Here is a 22,368-nt window from a genome sequence, read left to right as displayed (position 1 = left end):
ACCAGATCCGGGTCATGGTGGTGGACGACCATCCGATGTGGCGGGAGGGGGTGGCCCGCGACCTGACCGAGGCCGGCTTCCTGGTGGTGGCGACCAGCGGGGAGGGGCGACAGGCCGTTCGGGTGGCCGCCGCCGCCCGGCCCGACGTCGTCGTCCTCGACCTGCAACTGCCGGACATCTCCGGCGTCGAGGTGATCCTGGGGTTGCGCACGGCGCTGCCCGCCGTACGGGTGCTGATGCTCAGCGCCAGCGGCGAGCAGCAGAGCGTGCTGGACGCGGTCAAGGCCGGTGCCACCGGTTACCTGGTGAAGTCGACAGCGCCCGCCGAGTTCCTGGAGGCGGTCCACCGCACCGCGGCCGGCGAGGCGGTGTTCACCCCCGGCCTGGCCGGACTGGTGCTCGGCGAGTACCGCCGGCTGGCCGCCGGACCGGGGCGGGGGAGCGCCGGCGCTGCCGAACCCGCGACGCCCCAGCTCACCGAACGGGAGACGGAGGTGCTGCGGCTGGTGGCGAAGGGGATGTCGTACAAGCAGATCGCCCAGCGGCTCGGCCTGTCGCACCGCACCGTGCAGAACCACGTGCAGAACACCCTGGGCAAGCTGCAACTGCACAACCGGGTCGAGCTGACCCGGTACGCCATCGAACGCGGCCTGGACGACTGAGCGGACGGACGTCAGATCGAGCGGACGTCAGATCGAGCGGACGTCAGACCGAGCGCGGTGGCTCCGTCTCGTGGATGGCCAACTCCTCGGCGGTCGCCCCGCCGCCGGCCGATCCGGCGTCGTACGCCACCGAGTCGGTCTCCTGGTCGGTGTGCGACCCCTCGTCCGGTTCCACCAGCCGGCCCACAGTGGCGTCGGCCACCGTGCCGAGCTGACCGTGGTCGTACAGCGAGACCGGCGAGTTCGGGTCCGAGGTGGGCCCGGGATCCATCACGTCGGCGTCCAGCTGGGCCTCCGCCGCGGCTTCCAGATTGTCCGCCTCGAAGGCGATCTTCGGGTCGATCGTGCCGGCCAGCGGATCGTCCGCCGGGCGTTCGTAGACCTCACGGTCGAGCTTGTAGTCCAACGACTCACCGTCGAGCTGCTCCTCAGCTGTCGTTCCGAACCGGTCCACCGCCACCGGCGTCCGGTCGCCGGGCAGCTGGGCCGGGTCGGGGCCGTCCGCCTCGCGCCCGGTGAAGACGTCGTCGTTGGCGGTCGAGTCGTCATCGGCGGTGTCGGGCAGCCCTTGCGCCTCGGTGTCGGACACGGGGGTCGGGTACTCGTTGTCGCGCATGTCTGATCACTACCCGCTGCCCTCCCGCCGTAACCGGGTGACCCTTCGGCGAAACGGCACCGAACCGGGCGTCGACGGCGAAAGCCCGGGGCCGGCAGCGCGTACCGGCCGGCGAGGTGCGCCGCGATCAGCTTGGTCAGAGGGCCTCGTCGTCCGGGTGCAGCACACACCAGACGACCTTGCCGTCCCCTACGGCGCTGCTGCCCCAGCGACGGGTCACCGTGTCGATCAGCAGCAGGCCCCGGCCGCCGGCCCGGGACGGCGGGGAGATCCCGGCGAACGTCGGCCGGCGCGGGGAGTGGTCGCGAACCGCCAGGTGCAGGGTGGTCTCCTGGGGTGCCAGCCGAACCGTCATCGGGGTCTGGGCATGGGCCACCACGTTGTTGACCATCTCGGTGATGGCGATGCACGCCGGGTCGGCGAGCGTCGGCATGCCCCAGCGCTCGCAACCGGTGTTGACCAGATCGCGGGCCTGCCGGGCGGCTCCCACCGCCGGGGCGAGTTCGGCGGTGAGCACCGCCGCCAGTGGTGTCGTCGCGATGGCGGCCAGCGCGCCGTCGAGCGTCGGCCAGGCCGGCACGCCGTCGAGCGCCGAGTCCGAGTGGGCGGGCCCGGCGGCTGCGGAGTCCGGTTGGGTGGGCCCGGCGGCCGTCGGGTCACACAGCAGCAGATCCGCGGCGGGCCAGTCGGCGACCTCACGGCGAATGTCGGCGAAGATGCCCCGACCGGCCGGCTCGACGAACCGCAGACCGGTCACGTCCGCCACCACGGGGCCGGGCCGGTCCGCGAGGCGGGTGAGCAGGGCGCCGCGTACCGCCTCGGCTCCGGCGGCGTCGAGCACACCGGTCAACCGGACCACCGCCGACGACTCGTCGACTTCCACGAGACAGCTCGCCATGATCGCCCCATTGTGCGCGCCGGTGACGGTCGGCGCATTCTGACGCTCGACGTCCGCCATCAGCGGTCCGACCGGGAGCGGCGGTTGATGGCCGCCAGGGTGCCGACGGCGGTGCCGGCGGCGGCCAGACCGAACGCGGCGGTCATCCGCACCAATTGCCGGCGTCGACCGTGCCAGCCGCCGTCCTGGCGCGCCTGAGCGTCGGCGTGGAACACGTTGCCGCTGCTGTCCACGCGGGCGCCCGGCCCGAACTGGGTTCGGTGCGCGTACCAGCCGAGGGTGCGCTCCACCAGCGCGGGCGCCAGCCGCCACTGCAGGCCGATCAACCGGGCCGCGCCACCGGCGTACGCCTCGCGGCGCGGCCGGCGCAGCAGCCGGACGATGGTCTCGGCGACCACCTCCGGCGGGTAGATCGGAGGCGGCGGCACCAGCTCCCGGCCGCTGTGATTGCCGGTGTGCCGGAAGAACGGGGTGTCGATGGTGGCCGGCAGCACGGTGCAGACGGAGATGTGCCCCCGGCCGGTGACCCGCAGCTCCTGACGGACGGTGTCGGCCAACCCCCGGATGCCGTGCTTGGTGGCGTTGTACGCAGACTGGTACGGCATGGCCACCTCGGCCAGCACCGAGGCGTTGTTGACCAGCACACCGCCACCGGCGGCGCCGAGGTAGGGCAGGGCCGCCTTGATGCCGTGCACCGCCCCGAGCAGGTTGACCTCCAGCACCCGGCGGAACTCGGCGACCGGGATCTCGTCGAACAGACCCACCGCGCTGACCGCGGCGTTGTTCACCCAGGCGTCGATCCGACCGAACTCGGCCACCGCCTGTTCGGCCAGCCGCCGCACCGACTCCAACTCGGTCACGTCGGTCGGTACGACGAGCGCCTGACCGCCCAGCTCCCGGCAGCGCTGCGCGACCTGTCGCAGGGCCGGCTCACTGCGGGCGGCCAGCACGACGGCGGCACCCCGGCGGGCCAGTGCGTAGGCGGTCGCCGTGCCGATCCCGCTGGACGCGCCGGTGATCACCACGGTCGAATCGTCGAGACTGCGGGTCAGCGGCATTCCTGAGCGGTACCCCCGGCCGGACCTGGTCACACCAGCGACAGGTTGTCGATCACCATCGAATCGTGCGGTCGGGTGTCACCTGTGCTTGCTGTGGCGCAAGTGTCGGTGGCAGTCGGGCGGACTCTTCCTGATCTGCCAGGTTTCGACTCAGCGTCGCGGGGTTAATGGGACGCTCTGACCGGGAGGACCACCGCCGAGGAAAGATCGCAGGGAGGTGACCCATGCGCGTCGGCCTCGTCTGCGCGCACGCCAGCTCATACCGCCACGCCGACGGCCCACCGGTCGGCACTCGACAGCACATCGCCAGGGTCGCCGCGGAACTGACCGAGCGGGGCCATGACGTCCGGCTCTACGTCCGCCGGGACGACCCGGCGCTGCCGGCGACGATGAACGTCGACGGCTACCAGGTGCACCACGTGCCGGCCGGCCCGCCCACCGCACTACCCACCGCCGAGCTGATCCCGTACGTGACGGAGGTCGGCCGTTGGCTGGCCGACGAGTGGTCCGGTGCCTGGCGGCCCGAGGTGGTGCACGGGCACTACTGGGTCGGCGGCCTGGCCGCCGCACACGCCGTTCGGGAGACCGACATCCCGGTGGTGCAGACGTTCCACTCGCTCGGCGTCGAGCAGCTGCGTCACCTGGGCGGTCACTACGACGGGCCGGGGCAGCGGATCACGCTGGAACGCGCGCTGACCCGGGCCGTCGACATCGCCGTGGCCCAGTCCAACGACGAGGTCGACGAGCTGACCCGGATGGGTCTGCAACGCAGCTCGGTCGCGTTGGTGCCGGCCGGCGTCGACATCGACCTGTTCCATCCCGACGGCGAGGCCGCGCCGCGCGAACAGCGGCCCCGCATCCTCTCGGTGGGCTCGCTCGCCGCCGGGCACGGCCAGGAGGACCTGATCCGGGCGATGCGGCTGGTCGGCGACGCCGAGTTGGTGATCGCCGGTGGGCCGCCGGCCGACCAGTTGGCCAACCACGCGGAGGCGCGCCGGCTGCGCGAGCTGGCCGAACAGATCGGCGTCGTCGACCAGGTGCGGCTCGTCGGGGCGGTGCCGCACGACCAGATGGCCACCTGGTACCGGTCGGCGGACGTGGTCGCCTGCACGCCGCACTACTCCTCGGCCGGGCGGGTCTCGCTGGAGGCGATGGCCTGCGGGGTGCCGGTGATCGGCTACGCGATGGGCGGCCTGGCGGACGCCGTCGTCGACGAGGTCACCGGCCGCCTGGTGCCTCCCGGTGACGTACGCGCGCTCGGCGTGTCGCTGCGTCGGCTGCTCGCCGACAACGCCGGCCGGTTCGCGTACGGACACGCCGCGGTGGACCGGGTGCGCAGCAGCTACACCTGGGAGCGGACCGCCGGTGCGTTGGAGCGTCTCTACGAGCGGGTGGTGAGCCGGCGCAAGCCGGTCGAGGCCTGAGCGGGGCGGTGCCGCGACACCCGCGGGCGCGGTGTCGGCCCGCCCGGCCGGGCCAGCGGCGGCCGGTCAGCCGGTCCGGCCGGCACCCACCATGGCGGGGTCCCGCCGGGGAGCCACCGAACGGTGCTGCTGCGGTTCGGCGTACCGGGTCAGGCCGATCACCGCGGCCAGGGTGACCAGGAAGCCGGCCGCGGCCAGCCACTCCCGCCCCGGCCAGATCTTGTCGTTGAGCAGCAGCAGGCCGACGATCGCGGCCGGCACCGCCCCGGCGGCGTCCATCGCGGCGACAGCGGCGGTCGTCGAGCCACGCTGCATGGCCAGACCGAGCAGCAGCTGACCGACGATCGAGTGGACGATCAGCAGGTAGAACAACGGGTTGACGAGGAACGCCTCGGCGGACGGCGCGGACGCCAGAGGCCGGGCGGCGACAGCTGCCGAGCTGAACGCCAGCCCGGCCAGGGAGCCGAGGGCCACCGAACCCGGTGCCCCGTGCAGCCGTACGGCGAAGACACCGAGCACCGCGATCACCCCGAGCGCCACCAGCAGGGCTATCGAACCGGCGGTGCCGAGCTGCTTCGACGGTGCCGGCCGGGCGGACAGCACCAGCGCGGTGATCCCCGCGAAGAGCAACGCCAGCAGCACCACCTCCGCCGCCGGCAGCCGCCACTTCAACACCAGCACCCCGAGGATGGCGGTCACCCCGAGCCCGGCGGCCACGCTGGCCTGCACGAGGAACAGCGGCAGGTCCCGTCGGGCCAGGAAGGCGAGCACGAAGCCGCCGATCTGGCAGCCCAGGCCGACCAGGTACGTCCGATGCCCGGCGAGGCGCAGCAGCAGACCCGGATCGAAGGTGTGGTGGACAGTGGTGCGGGCCGCCGCCACCGACTGGAGCAGGTTGGCGAAGCCGTACGCGACGATCATCGCCGCGAGGAAGCACCAGCCGGAGGAGACCACCTGGCGAGGATAGAGGTTGCCGGGGGTCAGCGCGCGGCTGGTCGATCGAGGCGGGTGAGGATGTCGGCGTGCAGCACACCGTTGGTGGCCACCACGCTGCTGTCGGTGCCCGGGGCGCCCGCCGGGGCCGGTCGACCGGACAGATCAGTGACCGTGCCACCCGCCTCCGTGATGATCGGCACCAGCGCCGCCACGTCCCACAGCGACAGCTCCGGCTCGGCCATCACATCCAGTGCCCCCTCGGCCAACAGCATGTAGCCGTAGAAGTCGCCGTACGCCCGGCTGCGCCAGCTGTCCCGCATCAGGTCGAGCACCGCGTCGAGCCGGCCGGTTTGCTCCCACCCGTCCAACGATGAGTAGCAGAAGCTGGCGTCCGCGACCCCGCGCACCGCTGACACACCGATCCGTTCGCCAGCCGTGGGGCCCGGCCCGGCGTACGCGCCCGCGCCCGCGCTGGCCCACCAGCGTCGTCCGAGCGCCGGTGCGGACACCACGCCGACCGCCGGCCGGTCGCCGTCGTAGAGCGCGATCAGGGTGGCCCAGATCGGCACGCCCCGGACGAAGTTCTTGGTGCCGTCGATCGGGTCGATGATCCACCGGCGGCCGTTCGCGTCGGCGGACGGCTGTGCGCCGTACTCCTCACCGAGCAGCCCGTCGGTCGGACGGTGCTCGGCCAGCACGGCGCGGATCTCCCGCTCCACAGCGGTGTCCGCGTCGGAGACCGGCGTCAGGTCGGGCTTCGCCTCGACGCGCAGGTCGAGCGCGCGGAACCGGGCCGTGGCGATGGCGTCGGCCCGGTCGGCGAGCAGGTGGGCGAGGGCGAGGTCGTCGGCGTACCCGGTCATCCCGGCAACCTAGCCCACGCCCGTCGGGTCACTCGTCGGGCCCGCGCCGGTCACCCTCGCCCGGCCCGCGCTGGTCACTGTCGCCGCGCGAGTCACCCTCGCCGGCGCGGGAGGCGAGCAACCGGCGGTACGAGGCCAGCCGGCGCGGGTCCGCCTTACCGGCGGCCACCCAGGCGTCCAGCCCACACTCGGCCTCGTCGGCCGTGTGCGGGCAGTTCGGTGGGCAGTCGACGGTGCCCTCGACCAGGTCCGGAAAGCCGTGCAGCAGGCTGTCGGCCGAAACGTGCGCCAACCCGAAGCTGCGGATCCCGGGGGTGTCGATGATCCAACCCGGGTCCGTGTCGACCCCGGGCACCGGTGGCAGCCGCAGCGCCACCGCGCTGGTCGAGGTGTGCCGGCCCCGGCCGATCGCGCTGACCACGCCGACCGCGCGCAGCGCGTCCGGCACGAGCCGGTTGACGAGCGTCGACTTGCCCACCCCGGAGTGCCCGACCAGCACCGACACCTTGCCGCTCAACAGCGCGCGGAGCGCGTCGAGGTCGGAGTCGGGGCGGTTGAGCACGTACGGCAACTCCAACTCGGTGTAGTAGCCCAGCACCTCCTCCGGCCCGGCCAGGTCGGCCTTGGTGAGGCAGAGCAGCGGCTCGACGTCCGCGTCGTACGCGGCCACCAGGCAACGGTCGATGAACCCGGTACGCGGCGGCGGGTCGGCCAACGCGCTCACGATCACCAACTGGTCGGCGTTGGCCACCACCACGCGTTCCAGCCGACCCTCGGCGGTGGTCTCGTCGTCGTCGGCGGTGCGCCGCAGCACCGAGCGGCGCTCGGCGATCCGGACGATGCGGGCGAGTGCGCCCTCCGCGCCGGACGTGTCGCCGACCAGGCTGACCCGGTCACCCACCACCACCGACTTGCGGCCCAGCTCGCGGGCCCGCATGGCGGTGACAGTGGGCAGCTCGGCGCCGACCACGCCGCGCTCGGCCCCGGACAGCACGCAGGTGTAGCGCCCCCGGTCGACGGCGATGACGAACCCGTCGACCGCGTCGGCGTGCTGCGGGCGGGTGCGCGTACGCGGGCGTGACGACTTACCGGGCCGGACCCGTACGTCGTCCTCGTCGTACTCCCGCCGTTTGGTCGCCAGGACCTTCCTCCGTCGCGTCAGCTCTTGCCGGTCACCATCGCTGACCATAGTGCCGGGAACTCGGGCATCGTCTTGGAGGTACACCCCACGTCGTCCACCTCGATGCCCGGAACGGCGAGCCCGGCCACCGCGGCGGCGTGGGCCATCCGGTGGTCGTGGTAGGTGCGGAAGAGCCCGCCGCGCAGCGGACGGGGCCGGATCTCCAACCCGTCGGGGGTCTCGGTGATGTCCGCGCCGAGCCCGCCGAACTCCCGCGTGAGCGCGGCGAGCCGGTCGGTCTCGTGGCCCCGGATGTGCCCGACGCCGGTGAAGACCGACGGTGAGTCGGCCAGCAGGGCCAGCGCGGTCAGCACGAGGGTCAGCTCGCCGACGTCGGACAGGTCGGCGGTCAGACCGTGCACCACGCCGGTGCCGCGCACGGTCAGCCCGTCGGTGGAGAGGCTGACCTCGCCGCCCATCCGTTGCAGCAGCGAGCGGAGCTGCTCGACCGGCTGGGCGCTGCTGTGCGGCCAGCCCTGCAGGGTCACCTCACCGCCGGTGACCAGGGCGGCGGCGAAGAACGGCACGGCGCCGGAGAGATCCGGCTCGACGTCCCAGCCGCGCCCGGTGAGCGGGCCGGGCTCGACGGTCCAGACATCGGGGGTGCTGTCGTCGACCGCCGCGCCGGCGGCCCGCAGCATCTGCACCGTCATCCGCAGGTGCGGCGCGGACGGCACCGGCGGGCCGACGTGGCGCACCACGACGCCCCGGTCGAAGCGCGGGGCGGCCAGCAACAGCCCGGAGACGAGCTGGCTGGAGGCGGACGCGTCGATCACCACCTCGCCCCCGGTGACCCGGCCGGTGCCGAGCACGGTCAGCGGCAGGCTGCCGGTGCCGGTGACGTCGATCCGGACGCCCAGCGAGCGCAGCGCGTCGACCAGCGGGCCCAGCGGCCGGGTGCGGACGTACGGGTCGCCGTCGAAGCTGACCTGCCCGTCGGCCAGGCCCGCCACCGGTGGCACGAACCGCATCACGGTGCCGGCCAGCCCGACGTCGACGTGGGCGGGGCCGACCAGGGGGTGCGGTCGGACCAGCCAGCGCTCGTCGTCGCTGATCGACACGTGCGCGCCCATCGCCCGCAGGCCGGCGGCCATCAACTCGGTGTCCCGGGCGCGCAGCGGCCGGGCCAGCGTCGACGGGCCGGCAGCCAGCGCGCTGAGCACCAGGGCGCGGGCCGTCATCGATTTGGAACCGGGCAGGCGCAACGTCGCTGCCACCGGGTCGGATGCGGTCGGTGCGGTCCACGGCTGCGGCGGCCGGGTCGCTGTCAGGTTCCCCACGGTTACATTCTGCCGTGTCGTCGGGGGTCCGGCGGCACCCGGCGCTCGTACTCCCGGTTGGCGGGACAGCCGACAGCGCCCCCGACGCGTTAGCGTGTGCCCCATGTGCGGCAGGTACGCGACGACCCGGAGCTCCGGCGAGCTGAGCGCGCTGTTCGAGTCGTCCGACGACTCCGACGGCCTGGTCCGCGCCGATCACAACGTCGCGCCCACCGACCCGGTGCCGCTGGTCCGGCTCAGCCCGGAGGGGCACCGCAGCCTCTGTGTCGGCCGCTGGGGTCTGTTGCCGCACTGGTCCCGGTCCGCCTCGGCGGCGGCCCGCATGATCAACGCGCGGGCGGAGACGGTGGCCACCAGCCGGGCGTACGCGGGCTCCTTCGCCCGTCGCCGCTGTCTGGTCCCCGCCGACGGCTGGTACGAGTGGGTCCGGCTGCCCGACGGTGGCCGCCAGGCGTACTTCATGACCCCCCGGGACGGTTCGGTGCTCGCCCTGGCCGGCATCTGGTCGGTCTGGGAGTCCGACGCCGAGACCCGGCTCACCTTCAGCGTGCTGACGACCGCGGCGCTCGGCGACCTGACCGAGGTGCACGACCGGATGCCGGTGCTGCTGCCAGCGGAGCGTTGGTCGTCGTGGTTGGCCCCGACGGACGAGCCGGAGCGGCTGCTCAGCCCGGCGTCAGCGGAGCAGTTGGCGGGGTTGGAGATCCGCCCGGTGGGCGCGGCGGTGGGAGACGTCCGCAACGACGGGCCGCACCTGACCGCCCGGGTGCCGGTGGCGCCAACGGTGACGCCGCAGGAGTTGACCCTTTTCTGACGCTGTCGCGCATCGTTGGCCGCCGATTTGCCAGGGTTCCGCGTGATTCGTCTCCCGACTGTTCAGTCAGGTTCCCGGCAGACACTTGTCCCGATGTTGCGAAGTGCGATAGAACACAGCGCCGGTAGTGGACATCGATTCGCACGGGGCGGACGACGTCCACCGATTTTGCCGGTCCCACGGGGGAGGTGGGCGGATGACACGGGCACGTATGCCGCGTCCGCACGAGGTGGCGGCGGCGCGGCGAGATCCGCGACTGCTGCGGGCAGTGCGGGAACGGCGACAGGACGACGCGTGGCGTACCAGGGGTACCTGCCAGAGCGTCGATCCGGAGACCTTCTTTCCGGCACCGAACGAACCGGCGGACGCCGCCGTCGCGTTGTGCCGCAGTTGTGACGTACAGGGGTCCTGCCTGGCCTGGGCCCTCGACGTCGGCGACTGCCACGGCGTCTGGGGCGGCACCACGCCGCGGGAACGACGGGCGATGCTCGTCGCCTGGCGCGGTGAGGTCGACCCCGACCCGGACGCCATCGACGACGCCGGCCCGCCGGTGCGCGATCGCCTGCTCGCCCTGGTCCCGCTGAGCTGATCGGCGGCCGGGTTCACACCCGTCGGCGGTGCGGCGGCGCAGAATGGGGCGGTGCCACCCAGCGACGACATCGACACCCCGCGCGGTCCGGCGCGGATCGACACCGACCTGCCGGCCCGACCGGCCACCGCCCTGCTCGTCCTCGGGCACGGTGCGGGCGGCAGCGTCGACGCGCCTGACCTGCTCGCGGTCCGGGACGCGTCGGTCGCTGCCGGGCTGGCGGTGGTCCGGGTGACCCAGCCGTACCGGGTCGCCGGTCGACGGGCGCCGGCACCGGCCGGTCACCTCGACGAAGCCTGGGCGGCGGTGCTCGGCGTGCTGCGTGACCGGCACGCCGACGTGCCGACGGTGCTGGTCGGTGGGCGTTCCAGTGGCGCGCGGGTGGCCTGCCGGACGGCCCGCGCGGTGGGCGCGGTGGGCGTGGTCGCCCTGGCCTTTCCGCTGCACCCGCCCGGCCGGCCGGAACGCTCACGGGCCGCCGAGCTGGACACCGGCCTGCCGACGCTTGTCGTCAACGGTGACCGGGACCCGTTCGGGACGCCGGAGCCGGGGCCGGCGGTGCAGGTGGTGAGCCGTCCCGGTGAGACGCACGATCTGCGCCGGGATCCGGCCGGTACCGCCGCCGCCGTGCGCGACTGGCTGTCCGCCCAGGGCTGGGCGGCCGGCTGACCGGTCGCGTCGGCTCGCCGGGGCGACCGTTTCCGGTGCCGGGCACGGGTCGTTGCATCCGATGGTGCCGCCGGCCCGATCCGGGCTGGTGACACCAGTCCTCCCAGGCCCTTCCTGGTCCCAGCGCCGGCCGCCGTCGGGGCCGGGACCAGGAACGGGGAGAGCCGGCCGGAATGCCCCAGTGGTCATCTCGCGTTACTACCCCCGGACGACTTTTCTGCGAGGGGGGTGACCGGTGCCAACCGAGACACGAAGCCTGGAACAGGATGAACGGGACGCCCGGCAGTTGAAGCGGCTGCTGGACGGCCCGCAGTGGCCCGCCACGGCGGGACCGGGCGGGGTGGGTGCGGTGAGCACGGGCACACCAGCCGGAAGTGAATCTGTGGGTAGGTCTGTGCGCGTATCCTCGGCGGGAAAGCATCCGACGCGAGGGGATGTGCGGTTGACCACCGAGAAGACGGACGAGCGCAGGGCCCGATTCGAGCGGGACGCGATGCCATTCGTCGATCAGCTCTACGCTGCTGGGCTGCGAATGACGCGCAACCCGGCGGATGCCGAGGACCTGGTCCAGGAGACCTACCTGAAGGCGTACGCGGCCTTCCACCAGTTCGAGCAGGGCACGAACCTGAAGGCCTGGCTGTACCGGATCCTGACCAACACCTACATCAACTCCTACCGCAAGCGGCAGCGCCAGCCGATCCAGGCGCCCACGGAGGAGATCACCGACTGGCAGCTCGCCGAGGCCGAGTCGCACACCTCCAGCGGGTTGCGCTCCGCCGAGACGGAGGCACTGGACCGGCTGCCGGACAGTGACGTCAAGGAGGCCCTCCAGCAGTTGCCGGAGGAGTTCCGCCTGGCCGTCTACCTCACCGATGTCGAGGGCTTTTCCTACAAGGAGGTCGCGGACATCATGGGTACGCCGATCGGCACCGTGATGTCGCGTCTGCACCGTGGCCGTCGTAATCTGCGCAAGCTGCTCGAGCGCTACGCGGGGGAGCGGGGCTTCAGTGCGGCCCGCTCGGCGAAGGGTTCGACCGCCGCCGCTGCCGGCCGGGAGGTGTGACGTGAGCTGTGGGGAGCCGCACGAGACGGACTGCCGCGAAGTCCTCGCGGAGGTGTATCTCTACCTGGATCTGGAGTGCGCCGACGAGCGCCGCTCGCTGATCCGGCACCACCTGGACGAGTGCGGGCCCTGCCTGCGCGAGTACGGGCTGGAGCAGGAGGTGCGGGCGCTGGTGGCGCGTTGCTGTGGCAACGAGACCGCGCCGGACGAGCTGCGTGAGCGGCTGCGGGTCAAGCTCACCGAGCTGGTGGTCTTCGAGACCAGCGATTCCCGTGAGCTGGCCGACTGAGCGTCGGCATGAGCTGGCAAGACCGGTGGCCCGGGTCGATGTCGACCCGGGCCACCGGTGTATCCGGCCTCGGCCGGCTGAGCGACGACGGGCAGTGGGCCCGTCGACCCGTTCAGGAGTTGGGACGCTTGCCGTGGTTCGCGGCGCTCTTCTTACGAGCCTTCTTCTTCCGGGACTTCTTCGCCATGCTGACCTCCTCGTGATGGGTCGGATCCGTCCTGCGCACGACCTCGGCGCGGATGCGGCCACCGGCGGTCCGGCGTCGGGTCCGACCCGCTGATGGTAGTGCGGTCGGCACCCGCCGCCTCCCCCAGGGCGGGACTGCCGTCGCGGCTGTGCCGCTGCGCGCCCACCACCGGTCGACGCATGATTGGATACATCGGCAGGCACGTCGCGAAGAGGGAGGGCCTGAACATGGCCGAGGAGATCCGCGCCGAGATGGTGGCCAACGTCTGGAAGGTCGTCGCCGCGGCGGGTGACACGGTGGCCGAGGGTGACACCCTGGTGATCCTCGAGTCGATGAAGATGGAGATCCCGGTCGTCGCCGAGTCCGACGGTGTGCTGCAGCAGCTCGCCGTGCACGAGGGCGACGTCGTGCAGGACGGTGACCTGATCGCGGTGATTGCGTGACCGGTTTACTGGTCCGTCCGGCCGAGCCCGCCGACTTTCCGGCGGTGGCCCGGCTGACCGTTGCCGCGTACGAGGCGGACGGTCAGCTCAAGGGCGAGCACGGGTACGGCGAGGTGCTGGCCGACGTGGCGACCCGGGCCGCCAGCGGCGAGGTGCTGGTCGCTGTCGACGAGCTGACCGGCGCGGTGCTCGGCTCGGTCACGTTCGTGCTGCCGGGCACCCCGTTCGCGGAGCTGTCCGGGCCGGGCGAGGCGGAGTTCCGGATGCTCGCCGTCGACCCGGGCGCGCAGGGTCGTGGCGTCGGTGCCGTGTTGGTCGAGGCGTGCGTCGACCGGGCTACCGGGTTGGGTTGCACGGCGGTGGTGATCTGCGTCCGGGCCGGGATGGCCGATCCGGCGCACCGGCTCTACTCGCGGCGCGGGTTCGTCCGCTCGCCGGAGAAGGACTGGTCACCGGCACCGGGCGTGGACCTGCTCGGCCTGCGCCTGGAGCTGGCGCGCCGCTGAGCCGCCGGGCCGTTCCCGCTGAACCGCCCACCGCCGGGCCGTGCTGAGCCGCCGGGCGGGCCCGGGTCAGGCGTCGGGCTCTGTACCGATGGCGGCCAGCAGCTCGTCGGCCACGTCCAGGGCGAGCTTGCGACGTTCGTCGTCGCTGATGTGCGGGGCGCGGACCGCGAACCAGCTGGTGTGCACCGCGAACAGCGACAGCACGGCGCGCAGTTGGGCGGCGGGGGAGTCGTCGCCCCGGCAGAGCGCCCCGGCCAGCTCCATCATCCGGCCGCGCATCTTCTGGCCGGAGGAGAGACTCTTGAGCGCGGTCTGGTTCTGCTCGAAGAAGCGCATCACCGACGGCTGACTGCCGTCGAACATCGTGTCGGCGTATCGGGAGATCAGCTCCCGCCGGGTGGCCAGGGTGGCGGGCTGGGTGGCGGCCCAGGCGGTCAGCGCGTCCATCCGCTCCAGGCGGTCCTCGACGAAGCTGGCGACGATGTCGTCCTTGCTCTTGAAGTGGTAGTAGAGCGCAGCTTTGGTGACGTTGAGGCGCTCGGCGATCTCCCGGAGCGAGGTCTTCTCGTACCCCTGCTCGGTGAAGAGTTCGAGCGCGACGGCCTTGATCCGTTCCCGCGTTCCGCCGCCTGTGCTCTCGCTCACGCACGCCCTCCAAATGGCTTGACCGTTGCTCGTACCCAACTTACCGTGCGGCTAGTAAGGTGACTAGCCGGGCGGCAAGTAAGTACGGCAATCCTCGGGGGGAGCTTATCCATGACTCAGGCAACCCAGGTCGGCACACGACCCAACAACATCAGGGTCGTGCTGTTCGGGCTGATGATCGCGATGATGCTCGCGATGCTCGACAACATGATCGTCAGCACCGCGCTACCGCGGATCGTCGGCGAGTTCGGCGGGCTCAACCACTTCACCTGGGTGGTCACCGCGTACGTCCTGGGCACCACCGTCTCCACCCCGATCTGGGGCAAGCTCGGTGACCTCTACGGCCGCAAGTCGGTCTTCCTGACCTCGGTCGTCATCTTCCTGGTCGGCTCCGCCCTCTGCGGCATGGCCGGCTCCGGCATGTTCGGCGGCCCGCAGGACGGCATGGTCCAGCTCATCGCCTTCCGGGCCGTGCAGGGCCTCGGCGCCGGTGGCCTCATGGTCGGCGTGATGGCGATCATCGGTGACCTGGTCCCGCCCCGCGAGCGCGGGCGCTACCAGGGCATGATCGCCGGCATCATGGCCATCGCCATGGTCGCCGGCCCGCTGGTCGGCGGCTTCATCACCGACCACCTCTCCTGGCGCTGGGCGTTCTACGTGAACCTGCCGCTGGGCGGTGTCGCGCTGCTCGTGCTGATCACCACCATGCACCTGCCGAAGTACCGCACCGAGCACCGGATCGACTGGCTCGGCGCCGGGCTGCTCTCGGTCGGCATCACCGCGATCGTGCTCATCACCACCTGGGGTGGCAACGAGTACGACTGGACCTCGACGCAGATCCTCGGCCTGGCCGTGCTGGCCGTCGTCGCACTGGTCGTGTTCGGCCTCGTGGAACGCCGGGTCCAGGAGCCGATCCTGCCGTTGGCGCTCTTCGCCAACCGCAACTTCGCGCTGATCTCGGTGATCGGGTTCCTGCTCGGCTTCGCGATGTTCGGCGCGATGAACTTCCTGCCGCTCTACCAGCAGACCGTGCAGGGGGCGTCGGCGACAAACAGTGGTCTGCTGCTGCTGCCCCTGATGTTCGGCATGCTGGTCGTCTCGCTGGTCATCGGCCGGGCGATCACCCGCAACGGCAGGTACCGGGCGTACCCGATCATCGGTGGTGTGGTGATGACCGCGGGCATGGCGCTGCTGTCCATGCTCGACACCGACACCAGCAAGCTGATGTCCTCGCTGTACATGATCGTGCTCGGCGTCGGCATGGGCTTCCTCATGCAGACGTCGATGCTGATCGCGCAGAACAGCGTGGAGCAGAAGGACCTCGGCGCGGCCAGCGGCGCGGCCACCTTCTTCCGGTCGATCGGCGGCTCGTTCGGCATCTCGCTGTTCGGTGCGATCTTCGCCAACCGGCTGGCCAGCTCGGAGGGCGGTCGGGCCTTCGGCGGCGGCGAGGCCGGCGCCGGGATGGACCTGGCGAAGCTCAGGGAGCTGCCCGCTCAGGCCCGCGAGGCGGTGCTCGGCGGTCTCTCCGACGCCATCTCGCACGTCTTCCTCTGGGCGGTCCTGTTCACCATCGTGATCCCGGTGCTCGCCTGGTTCATCAAGGAGATCCCGCTGCGGACCGCGAACGAGGCCCCGCCGCAGGCCACCCCGGAGGAGGACGCCGAGGTCGCCCTCGGCAAGGCCCCCGTCGCGTAACCCCCCACCCCACCCCACCCCGCCCCTAGCCCCACACCCCCGCGATCTTGCACTTTGTGCGGTGACATAAGCCCTCTATACCGGCAAAACGCCGACAGAAAGTGCAAGATCGCGGGGATGGGGCGCGGGCAGGGCCGGGGGGTTGGCAGGGAGTCAGCGGCGGAGCAGTCGTTGCCAGAGGCGGCGTAGGGGGTTGCGGGGGCGGGGGAGTCGGGGGGAGTGGACGTTCAGCAGCTCGGTGGCCAGGGCGGCGGTCGCCGGGTCGAGCTGTGGGGCGGCCAGTGCCAGGTGCGCCAGTGACGCGGCGATCGGGACCGGTCGGGTCCGCGCCACGGCGGCCACGTCGGCCAGCCGCTCCGCCACCACCCGGGCCACGTCCGGCCGGACCGAAGGGTCCACCCAGGCCGCGGTGACGAGGGCGAACAGCGCCGCCTCGGTGACCCAGTCCTCGACGCCCCAGACCAGGTCGAGCAGCACCCGGCGGCGCGTCGAGCCCTCCCACGGCTCGTCGGTGCGGTGGTGCAGCAGCCCCAGACAGGCCCACACCTGCACGCCACGGACCCAGACCGACGGGTCGTGAGCGGCGAGCAGCCGACCTACCGCGTTGGCCGGCGCGGCCGGCGGGTGCACCAGCAGGCCGAGCAGGTCGGCCAGCTCAAGGCCGGCCAGGCCCACCGCCGCGTCGTACGCCGCGGGTGGGTGCGCCCACGCCGGGTGGGCGATCTGCCCGATCCGTTCGACAGCAGCCGCCGAGGGCGCGGCCAGCGCGGGCGTGGGGACGGCGTCCGCGTAGTGCCACAACCGCTGCGCGGACGCCCGTCGGGGTTCGCGCGGGTCGGGCTCCGGCGCGCCGACGACCTCGATCCGCAGCCCGGGGGCGGTGGCGATCGCCGTCCCGACCGCGCTGGGCGGGGCGGCGGCGGGTAGGCGTACGGCGCCGCCGAGACCGTTGTCGTCATCGGCGACCGCCTGGCGCATCGCGTCGACCAGGGGCCCGCCGGCCGGGGTGAGCTGGCCGAGCCAGGGCCGGCCCCGGCAGCACTGGGCCAGGTCGCCGTGCTCGTGGCTGTCGTCCGGGTGGTCCCGCACGAAGTCGGCGAGCGCGACCAGGTGGGCGAGGTCGCCGTCGCGCAGGTGCCGCAGGCGGTGGGCGGTGTGCACCGCGCAGTCGAACGACGGATCGCGGGCCAGCGCCCGCTCGGTCCACTCCAGCGCTTCGTCCAGTCGGCCGATCTCGGCCAGGGTGCCGGCGATGTCCGCGTAGATCGCCAGGTCGTCGGGGTCCAGCTCGACGGCCCGACCGAGGGCCGCGAGGCCGTCGCGGGTCCGGCCCGAGCTGCGGTACGCGTACCCGAGCCACACCTCGCCCATCTTCGAGGGTTGGGCGCGTACCCCTCGGGTGGCCCAGCGGACCGCCAGCTCGGTCTCGCCGAGGCGCCGGGCCAACGCGGACGCCGCGCCCAGCAGTAGGCCGTGTTCGGGGTGCACGGTGGCCGCGTTGCGCGCGAGGGTGAGGTACGGGGACAGCGGGGCCCGGCCGATGCGGGGGACGGGGTCGGGCAGCGCGGCGCAGACCTGCATGAGGACGCGGGCGATGTGCTCCGGGTCCAGTCGTTCGGCCAGTTCGGGCGCGGTGACCCAGGGCACGGCGGCCCACTCGGTGCCGGGTGCGTACGCCGTCGCCGCGGCCAGCAGCTCCAGCCCTTCGGCGGGGCGGCCGGCGGTGGCCAGGAGGTGCGCGCGGGCGACCACCGCGCCCACGAAGGTGTGGTGGTTGATCGGGAAGAGGTCGAGGCCGCCGCCGCTCGTCGCAGCGAGCCGGGCCAGCGTCTCGTGCACCTCCGGAAGGGTGGGGGCCTGCGCCAACGCGCCGGCGAGGTGGCCGGCGGCGTGGTGCAGGTCGCCCTCGTCGAGGGCCAGCCGGGCCAGCGCCAGCTCCTCCGTCACGGAGAGCGCGGGATCGTCCGTTCCCTCAGGCACGTCGTCCTCTCGTGGCAGCTAGACCGGGTGCGGCGGGTGAAGCTTAGTTGATATTGAGATCAACTGGTGATCAGCTGCGCAGTCCTGCTCGTTCGATTGCTGAGATACGGTTAAAAGTGCAAGACTGAGCAAGAATCGCGCGGCAATCGCGCAGGGGAGGGGTTTCCGTGACACGTGCAGGGGCTGGAATGGCCGCCGACATCGACGAGCAGCCGGCTGGCTACGCGCGCCTGCTCTCCGCGGCCAACGCCGCGGAGATCGCCCGGGTCGCGGCGGTCATCGCCGAACGGCGGCCACGGCACGTGGTCTTCACCGCGCGGGGCACCTCTGACCACGCGGCGCTCTACGGGGCCTACCTGACCGAGATCCGGCTCGGCCTGCCCGCCGGGCTCGCCTCGCCCAGCGTCGTCACCCTGTTCGGGGCCCGCCCCGACCTGTCCGACGCGCTGGTCGTCGGGGTCAGCCAGAGCGGTGGCTCGCCCGACCTGGCCGAGGTGCTGCGCGCCGCCCGCGCCTCCGGGGCGCTGACCCTCGCGGTGACCAACGCCCCGGACTCGCCGCTGGTCGACGTGGCCGAGCTGAGCGTCGACATCGCCGCCGGGCACGAGCGGGCGGTGGCCGCCACCAAGACGTACACCGCCGAGCTGCTCGCCCTGTTGATGCTGGTGGAGGGGGTCCGGGCCGGCGACGGGGTGCTGCCGACCGCCGAACGGGAAGCGCTCGACGCGCTGCCCGAGCTGGCTGCCCGCACCCTGGCCGACGACACCCCGGCCCAGCTCGCCCCGCGCTACCGGTTCGCCCGCCAGTTGGTCACCACCGGCCGCGGCTACGCCTACCCGACCGCCCGGGAGGCCGCGCTCAAGCTGATGGAGACCTCGTACCTGCCGGCGCTCGCCTTCTCCGGTGCCGACCTGCTGCACGGCCCGCTCGCGATGACGGACCCGGAGGTCCCGGTGCTCGCCGTGGTCGGCTCCGGCCCCGGTGGCCGGTCGATGGGGGAGGTGCTGCCCCGCCTCGGCGAACGCCGCGCCGACGTCGTGGTGGTCGGCTCCGCCGACGTGCCGGGCGCGACCCGGCTGGCCGTTCCCGAGGTCGACGAGCGGTACGCCCCACTGCTGGACATCCTGCCGATGCAGCGGCTGGCGCTGGCCCTGGCGCTCACCCGGGGCGAGGATCCGGACGCGCCGCGCGGGTTGAAGAAGGTCACCGCGACGATGTGAGGCGTGGCGTGGCACCCTGGTCACCGTGTCCACGCTGCGCGACCTCGCCGAGGAGCACACCCATCTCCGTCCGGCCGACATCGACCACCTGCACCGGATCGCCGGCGACTGGCAGCTGCTCTCCGATCTGTCCTTCGCTGACCTGCTGCTCTGGGTGCCTGTCGACAACGAGGGCACGTTCCTCTGCGTCGCCCAGGTCCGTCCGACCACCGCGCCGACCGCGTACCAGGACGACCAGGTGGGTCGGATCGTCGGCGGACCGGAGGTGGCCCACCTGGGGGTGGCGTACTCCCAGGGTCGGATCTGGCGGGAGGGCGACCCGGTCTGGTACGGCGACGTGCCGGCCCGACACGAGGCGATCCCGGTTCGGCTGCGTACCGCCGAGGGGGAGGCCGGCGAGGTGATCGCCGTGGTGGGGCGGGACACCAACCTCTCCACCGCGCGTACGCCCAGCCAGCTGGAGCTCAACTACCTCACCACCGCCGACGACCTGGCGCAGATGATCGCGGACGGCACCTTCCCGCCGCCCCGGCATCCGGGCGAGACCACCTCGGCGCCCCGGGTCGGCGACGGTCTGGTCCGGCTCGATGCCGGCGGCAAGGTCACCTACGCCAGCCCGAACGCGCAGTCCGCGTACCGCCGACTGGGCTACGCCGCGCACCTGGTGGGCGAGGATCTGGCCGCGCTGCACCGCCGACTGGCCGGCGACCCGCTGGACGGCACCGAGGCGTCGAACGGCATCCTGGCCGCGCTGCGCGGTGAGGCGCCACCGCGCCGGGAGATCGACGCACGGGGTGCCACGATGCTCACCAGGGCGCTGCCGCTGATGCCGGCCGGGGTGCCGATCGGGGCGCTGGTGCTGGTCCGGGACATCACCGAGGTTCGACGCCGGGACCGGGCACTGATCACCAAGGACGCCACCATCCGGGAGATCCACCATCGGGTGAAGAACAACCTCCAGACGGTGGCTGCGCTGCTGCGGTTGCAGGCCCGCCGGGTGGCGATGCCGGAGGCCCGGGTCGCGTTGGAGGAATCGGTCCGACGGGTCGCCTCGATCGCCCTGGTGCACGAGACGCTCTCCATGTCCAGCGACGAGGCGGTCGAGTTCGACGGCATCGTCGACCGGGTGGCCAGCGCGGCGACCGAGGTCGCGGCGACCGAGGTGAGCGTCGGCATGCGGCGGCGGGGCAGCTTCGGCGTGCTGCCGGCGGAGATCGCCACCTCGCTGGTGATGGTCCTCAACGAGTTGCTGCTCAACGCCGTCGAGCACGGCTTCCCGCCGGCCGACGAGGCGGACGAGGTCCCGGTGCCCGCCGCGTCCGGCATGGTGCCGGTCGCCGCCCCCGAGGTCGACCCGTCGCTGCGGCCCGAGGTGGTGGTCTCCGCGCACCGGTTCCGCAAGATGCTGCACGTTTCGGTGACCGACAACGGCCGCGGCCTGCCGCCGGACTTCGACGCCGAACACGGCAGCCGGCTCGGCCTCCAGATCGTCCGCGCCCTGATCACCGGGGAACTGCGCGGCACCATCGAACTGCGGGCCGGTGCCAACGGTGGCACCGAGGCGATGCTGATCATCCCACTGGCCCGCAGCGCCCCGGAGGGCCGCTCCCAACCCTGACCCGCCCTGCCGCCTCCAATGGGGCGGGGTCCCCAGCGGGAGCGGATGTCGGGATGGGCGTGATGCCTCTCAGTCATCAGGATGACTGAGAGGCATCAGGCACATCGAGGTGGGCGGGCCTGGTCGCCGGCCGGCGCCGCGGGGCCGGGTCAGCGGTCGGAGCGGGTGGTCAGCAGGGCGACGGTCAGGCCGGGGCGCTGCCAGACCTGCGCGACGGTGAAGTCCGCGCGGAGCGCGTCGCCCTTGGCGTCGGGCACGGCGGCCAGCGGGTCGGCGTGCCGGCCGGAGACGACGAGCCACACCCGCGTCGTACCGGCCAGGCACTGTGCCGGCTGGGGGCACTCGGCAGCCCACAGATCGCCGCGGCGTGCCTCGTCCTCGGTGACCAGCACGTCGCGTGGTGGGTCGGCGAGGTGGTACTCGATGCCGAGGTCGAGGAAGAGCCAGCTGTGCCTTGGCGAGTAGACCACCGCGTCCCCCGGTCGTTGACCGTCCGCGATCACCCGCGCCGCCCCCGCGTAGTCCACCGGGGCGCTGCGCGGCCACTCGTGGGTGCGTCGCAGCGCCGCCTGGTCGGGCAGGCCGAGCAGCCCGGCCAGGACCACCGCCACCAGCGCGCCCGGTGCGCTCACGGCGGCGAGCGCCGCCCCCGCCAACAGGCAGGCGAAGGGCACCACGAAGACCAGGTACCGGGGCACCCACAGCGGCACGACCGCGCCGGCGGCGAAGAGCAGCAGTACGGGCAGCAGCACCGCGCTGACCGGCAGCACCGCGCGTCGCCCGAGCCGGGCTGCGCCCAGCGCGGCGACCCCGACCAGCAGGCCACCCACCACACTGCTCTGGGCCACGCCGCCGGGCAGCGCGCTCAGGTCGTCCGGCCGGACCAGGTGGACCCAGTTCAACTGCCGGGACTGCTGGGTCCGGGCCTTGACCAGCAACGGGCTGACCAGCAGCGCGGCCGGCAGCACGGCGACCAGCCACCGCCACACCCGCCGGTCCCGCTCGGCGTCGAGGCGCGGGGCGGTGCTGCCGGCTGTGGTCGGGGCGGCGCTGGCCGGGGCGGCGATGCCGGCCGCAGCCGGGCCGCGCCACCAGGCGATGAGGACGACCAGCGCGTGCGCGGCGAGCAGTGTGAGTGCGATCAGATGGATGAGCCCGAGCGCGGCGACGGCGACGGCGTAACCGCCCCAACGGGCCCAGCCCGGTCGACGCAGCGCCGTCACCAGCAGCACTGTGGCCAGCACGGCGAGCATGGTGGCCAGCGCGTACGGGCGGGCCTCCTGCCCGTAGCGGGAGGTGCCGGGGAGCACCGCGAACAGCAGCCCGGCGAACAGGCCGGCGCGCCGGTCGACGAGCCGCGCGCCGAGCACGGCGAGCAGCCCGGCGGCCACTGTCATCGCCAGCACCGCCGGTAGCCGCAGGGCGATCGTGGAGTCGCCGACGACAGTGGTCCACCAGTGCATCAGCAGGTAGTACGGCCCGGTGGCGGCGTCGATGGTGCCGGCCAGCCGGGCCAGGTCGGTGGGCGAGCGGGTGGCCGCGCTCCACGTCGCCAGCTCGTCGCGCCAGAGCTGGGCGGAGCCCAGCCCGGTCACTGTCACCGCCAGGGTCAGCAGCGCCGGGGGGAGCCAGACCGGCAGGCGGCGCAGCCGCTCCCACGCCGACCCGGCCGACCTCTCGGACAATTGCCCCACGGTTCGAGCCTGCCACGGCCATCCCCTCCGTGGGCG

Annotated in this window: 23 protein-coding genes; 12 read left to right on the top strand and 11 right to left on the bottom strand. The window is 72.9% G+C overall.

The annotated features are described in order from the left end of the window. Window positions 1-14: 14 nt before the first annotated feature. Window positions 15-662: a response regulator gene (locus AB0C03_RS24015; RefSeq protein WP_030336633.1), complete on the top strand. Its 648-nt coding sequence runs from the start codon at window positions 15-17 to the stop codon at window positions 660-662. Window positions 663-705: 43 nt separating this feature from the next. Here the strand turns inward: AB0C03_RS24015 and AB0C03_RS24010 are convergent, their stop codons facing one another. From AB0C03_RS24010 to AB0C03_RS24000, 3 genes are all read right to left on the bottom strand, one after another. Next, window positions 706-1,278 (bottom strand): DUF5709 domain-containing protein, encoded by a 573-nt coding sequence (locus AB0C03_RS24010; RefSeq protein WP_030336635.1) that lies wholly within the window; start codon window positions 1,276-1,278, stop codon window positions 706-708. Window positions 1,279-1,414: 136 nt separating this feature from the next. Continuing rightward, window positions 1,415-2,236 (bottom strand): ATP-binding protein, encoded by an 822-nt coding sequence (locus AB0C03_RS24005; RefSeq protein WP_357638902.1) that lies wholly within the window; start codon window positions 2,234-2,236, stop codon window positions 1,415-1,417. Next, on the bottom strand, window positions 2,236-3,234 hold the full coding sequence (locus AB0C03_RS24000) for an SDR family oxidoreductase (RefSeq protein ID WP_036412353.1): 999 nt from the start codon (window positions 3,232-3,234) through the stop codon (window positions 2,236-2,238). Before AB0C03_RS24000 ends, AB0C03_RS24005 begins: the two co-directional genes overlap by 1 nt. Window positions 3,235-3,458: 224 nt before the next feature. Here AB0C03_RS24000 and AB0C03_RS23995 point away from each other — a divergent pair, with 224 nt between their 5' ends. Beyond that, window positions 3,459-4,658, top strand: a complete 1,200-nt coding sequence (locus AB0C03_RS23995) for a glycosyltransferase (RefSeq protein WP_030336641.1) — start codon at window positions 3,459-3,461, stop codon at window positions 4,656-4,658. Window positions 4,659-4,724: 66 nt separating this feature from the next. Here the strand turns inward: AB0C03_RS23995 and AB0C03_RS23990 are convergent, their stop codons facing one another. Genes AB0C03_RS23990 through aroA form a run of 4 tightly spaced genes read right to left on the bottom strand, consistent with a single transcriptional unit; the run spans window position 4,725 to window position 8,917 of the window. Further along, window positions 4,725-5,579, bottom strand: a complete 855-nt coding sequence (locus AB0C03_RS23990; RefSeq protein WP_030336643.1) for a DMT family transporter — start codon at window positions 5,577-5,579, stop codon at window positions 4,725-4,727. 59 nt (window positions 5,580-5,638) lie between these two features. Beyond that, a complete protein-coding gene (hisN, locus tag AB0C03_RS23985; RefSeq protein WP_357638899.1) occupies window positions 5,639-6,457 on the bottom strand; it encodes a histidinol-phosphatase in 819 nt (272 codons plus the stop codon). A gap of 28 nt (window positions 6,458-6,485) precedes the next feature. Next, window positions 6,486-7,646, bottom strand: coding sequence for a ribosome small subunit-dependent GTPase A (gene rsgA, locus AB0C03_RS23980; RefSeq protein WP_051708802.1), 1,161 nt, complete (start codon window positions 7,644-7,646; stop codon window positions 6,486-6,488). After that, the gene (gene aroA / locus AB0C03_RS23975; protein ID WP_030336649.1) at window positions 7,616-8,917 is read right to left on the bottom strand and encodes a 3-phosphoshikimate 1-carboxyvinyltransferase; all 1,302 of its coding nucleotides are present in this window, start codon (window positions 8,915-8,917) and stop codon (window positions 7,616-7,618) included. Before aroA ends, rsgA begins: the two co-directional genes overlap by 31 nt. 103 nt (window positions 8,918-9,020) lie before the next feature. Here aroA and AB0C03_RS23970 point away from each other — a divergent pair, with 103 nt between their 5' ends. The 5 genes from AB0C03_RS23970 (at window position 9,021) to rsrA (ending at window position 12,341) form a co-directional block, all read left to right on the top strand. Continuing rightward, window positions 9,021-9,731 (top strand): SOS response-associated peptidase, encoded by a 711-nt coding sequence (locus tag AB0C03_RS23970; RefSeq protein WP_030336651.1) that lies wholly within the window; start codon window positions 9,021-9,023, stop codon window positions 9,729-9,731. Window positions 9,732-9,927: 196 nt separating this feature from the next. Next, window positions 9,928-10,320 (top strand): WhiB family transcriptional regulator, encoded by a 393-nt coding sequence (locus AB0C03_RS23965; RefSeq protein WP_030336652.1) that lies wholly within the window; start codon window positions 9,928-9,930, stop codon window positions 10,318-10,320. Window positions 10,321-10,371: 51 nt separating this feature from the next. After that, entirely contained in the window at window positions 10,372-10,989 is a 618-nt protein-coding gene (locus tag AB0C03_RS23960; RefSeq protein ID WP_030336654.1) for an alpha/beta hydrolase family protein, read from the top strand. A 235-nt stretch (window positions 10,990-11,224) separates the two neighbouring features. Further along, a complete protein-coding gene (locus AB0C03_RS23955) occupies window positions 11,225-12,052 on the top strand; it encodes a sigma-70 family RNA polymerase sigma factor (protein ID WP_030336656.1) in 828 nt (275 codons plus the stop codon). Window position 12,053: 1 nt separating this feature from the next. Next, complete coding sequence (rsrA, locus tag AB0C03_RS23950) at window positions 12,054-12,341, top strand: mycothiol system anti-sigma-R factor (RefSeq protein ID WP_030336658.1); 288 nt, start codon at window positions 12,054-12,056, stop codon at window positions 12,339-12,341. A gap of 112 nt (window positions 12,342-12,453) precedes the next feature. Here rsrA and AB0C03_RS32360 read toward each other — a convergent pair whose 3' ends face one another. Beyond that, window positions 12,454-12,528: a 50S ribosomal protein bL37 gene (locus tag AB0C03_RS32360; protein WP_369814844.1), complete on the bottom strand. Its 75-nt coding sequence runs from the start codon at window positions 12,526-12,528 to the stop codon at window positions 12,454-12,456. A gap of 221 nt (window positions 12,529-12,749) precedes the next feature. On the opposite strand from AB0C03_RS32360, the gene AB0C03_RS23940 reads away from it, so the two are divergent. Next, on the top strand, window positions 12,750-12,971 hold the full coding sequence (locus AB0C03_RS23940; RefSeq protein WP_210858367.1) for a biotin/lipoyl-binding carrier protein: 222 nt from the start codon (window positions 12,750-12,752) through the stop codon (window positions 12,969-12,971). Then, entirely contained in the window at window positions 12,968-13,477 is a 510-nt protein-coding gene (locus AB0C03_RS23935; RefSeq protein ID WP_210858363.1) for a GNAT family N-acetyltransferase, read from the top strand. The genes AB0C03_RS23940 and AB0C03_RS23935 overlap by 4 nt, the downstream gene beginning before the upstream one ends. 66 nt (window positions 13,478-13,543) lie before the next feature. On the opposite strand, the gene AB0C03_RS23930 is transcribed toward AB0C03_RS23935, so the two are convergent. Beyond that, entirely contained in the window at window positions 13,544-14,122 is a 579-nt protein-coding gene (locus tag AB0C03_RS23930) for a TetR/AcrR family transcriptional regulator (RefSeq protein ID WP_030336665.1), read from the bottom strand. Window positions 14,123-14,233: 111 nt separating this feature from the next. Between AB0C03_RS23930 and AB0C03_RS23925 the strand changes: the two genes are divergently transcribed. After that, window positions 14,234-15,820, top strand: coding sequence for an MDR family MFS transporter (locus AB0C03_RS23925; RefSeq protein WP_030336667.1), 1,587 nt, complete (start codon window positions 14,234-14,236; stop codon window positions 15,818-15,820). Between the two features lie 153 nt (window positions 15,821-15,973). On the opposite strand, the gene AB0C03_RS23920 is transcribed toward AB0C03_RS23925, so the two are convergent. After that, window positions 15,974-17,800 carry a tetratricopeptide repeat protein gene (locus AB0C03_RS23920; RefSeq protein WP_357638894.1) on the bottom strand — a complete coding sequence of 609 codons (1,827 nt, stop codon included), beginning with the start codon at window positions 17,798-17,800 and terminating at the stop codon, window positions 15,974-15,976. A 188-nt stretch (window positions 17,801-17,988) separates the two neighbouring features. Here AB0C03_RS23920 and AB0C03_RS23915 point away from each other — a divergent pair, with 188 nt between their 5' ends. Then, window positions 17,989-19,020, top strand: a complete 1,032-nt coding sequence (locus AB0C03_RS23915; RefSeq protein ID WP_210858365.1) for an SIS domain-containing protein — start codon at window positions 17,989-17,991, stop codon at window positions 19,018-19,020. 25 nt (window positions 19,021-19,045) lie between these two features. Continuing rightward, complete coding sequence (locus AB0C03_RS23910) at window positions 19,046-20,638, top strand: histidine kinase N-terminal domain-containing protein (protein ID WP_357638892.1); 1,593 nt, start codon at window positions 19,046-19,048, stop codon at window positions 20,636-20,638. 149 nt (window positions 20,639-20,787) lie between these two features. Here AB0C03_RS23910 and AB0C03_RS23905 read toward each other — a convergent pair whose 3' ends face one another. Then, a complete protein-coding gene (locus tag AB0C03_RS23905; RefSeq protein WP_435821677.1) occupies window positions 20,788-22,287 on the bottom strand; it encodes a glycosyltransferase family 39 protein in 1,500 nt (499 codons plus the stop codon). Window positions 22,288-22,368: the final 81 nt, after the last annotated feature.

This window comes from Micromonospora parva (assembly GCF_040649675.1).
GTDB classification, from domain to species: Bacteria; Actinomycetota; Actinomycetes; order Mycobacteriales; family Micromonosporaceae; genus Micromonospora; species Micromonospora parva.
Note: the sequence above shows the minus strand (reverse complement) of the source record. Positions and strands in the feature narration are given on the sequence as shown.

Bases quoted from the DNA above. Each gene is read 5' to 3' on its own strand.
- AB0C03_RS24015 (WP_030336633.1), top strand. From the start codon at position 15: ATGGTGGTGGACGACCATCCGATGTGGCGGGAGGGGGTGGCCCGCGAC.
- AB0C03_RS24010 (WP_030336635.1), bottom strand. From the start codon at position 1,278: ATGCGCGACAACGAGTACCCGACCCCCGTGTCCGACACCGAGGCGCAA.
- AB0C03_RS24005 (WP_357638902.1), bottom strand. From the start codon at position 2,236: ATGGCGGACGTCGAGCGTCAGAATGCGCCGACCGTCACCGGCGCGCAC.
- AB0C03_RS24000 (WP_036412353.1), bottom strand. From the start codon at position 3,234: ATGCCGCTGACCCGCAGTCTCGACGATTCGACCGTGGTGATCACCGGC.
- AB0C03_RS23995 (WP_030336641.1), top strand. From the start codon at position 3,459: ATGCGCGTCGGCCTCGTCTGCGCGCACGCCAGCTCATACCGCCACGCC.
- AB0C03_RS23990 (WP_030336643.1), bottom strand. From the start codon at position 5,579: ATGATCGTCGCGTACGGCTTCGCCAACCTGCTCCAGTCGGTGGCGGCG.
- hisN (WP_357638899.1), bottom strand. From the start codon at position 6,457: ATGACCGGGTACGCCGACGACCTCGCCCTCGCCCACCTGCTCGCCGAC.
- rsgA (WP_051708802.1), bottom strand. From the start codon at position 7,646: ATGGTCAGCGATGGTGACCGGCAAGAGCTGACGCGACGGAGGAAGGTC.
- AB0C03_RS23970 (WP_030336651.1), top strand. From the start codon at position 9,021: ATGTGCGGCAGGTACGCGACGACCCGGAGCTCCGGCGAGCTGAGCGCG.
- AB0C03_RS23965 (WP_030336652.1), top strand. From the start codon at position 9,928: ATGACACGGGCACGTATGCCGCGTCCGCACGAGGTGGCGGCGGCGCGG.
- AB0C03_RS23925 (WP_030336667.1), top strand. From the start codon at position 14,234: ATGACTCAGGCAACCCAGGTCGGCACACGACCCAACAACATCAGGGTC.
- AB0C03_RS23915 (WP_210858365.1), top strand. From the start codon at position 17,989: ATGGCCGCCGACATCGACGAGCAGCCGGCTGGCTACGCGCGCCTGCTC.